Source organism: Arthrobacter halodurans, assembly GCF_041877255.1.
In the GTDB taxonomy this organism is placed as follows: Bacteria; Actinomycetota; Actinomycetes; order Actinomycetales; family Micrococcaceae; genus Arthrobacter_N; species Arthrobacter_N halodurans.
In genome coordinates this window covers 1-261 of the sequence record NZ_JBHDLJ010000042.1, presented here as the reverse complement: position 1 = coordinate 261, position 261 = coordinate 1, and the positions used below count along the sequence as shown (strand labels likewise).

Below are 261 nucleotides of genomic sequence, written 5' to 3'. Positions count from 1 at the left end.
GCGGGAGGCCCGGGTGTGGCTGCGCCGGCTCTACACGTCCCCGACCACCGGGCAGCTGATCGCGATGGACTCCCGCGCCAGGATCTTCCCCGAGGGGATCCGCCGCCTCCTCGCGGCCCGGGACCGGACCTGCCGCACCCCCTGGTGCGACGCCCCGCTGCGCCACCACGACCACGTCGTGCCCGCCCGCTCCGGGGGCCCGACGAGCGCCGCGAACGGCGAGGGACTCTGCGAGGCCTGCAACTACGCGAAGGAGGCCCC

1 protein-coding gene is annotated in these 261 nt (G+C 76.6%); it reads left to right on the top strand.

What is annotated here, in order from left to right; all coding sequences use genetic code 11:
• Nucleotides 1-261 (top strand): HNH endonuclease (locus tag ACETWP_RS17345; protein WP_373973536.1); only part of this gene is annotated, 261 nt, incomplete at both ends.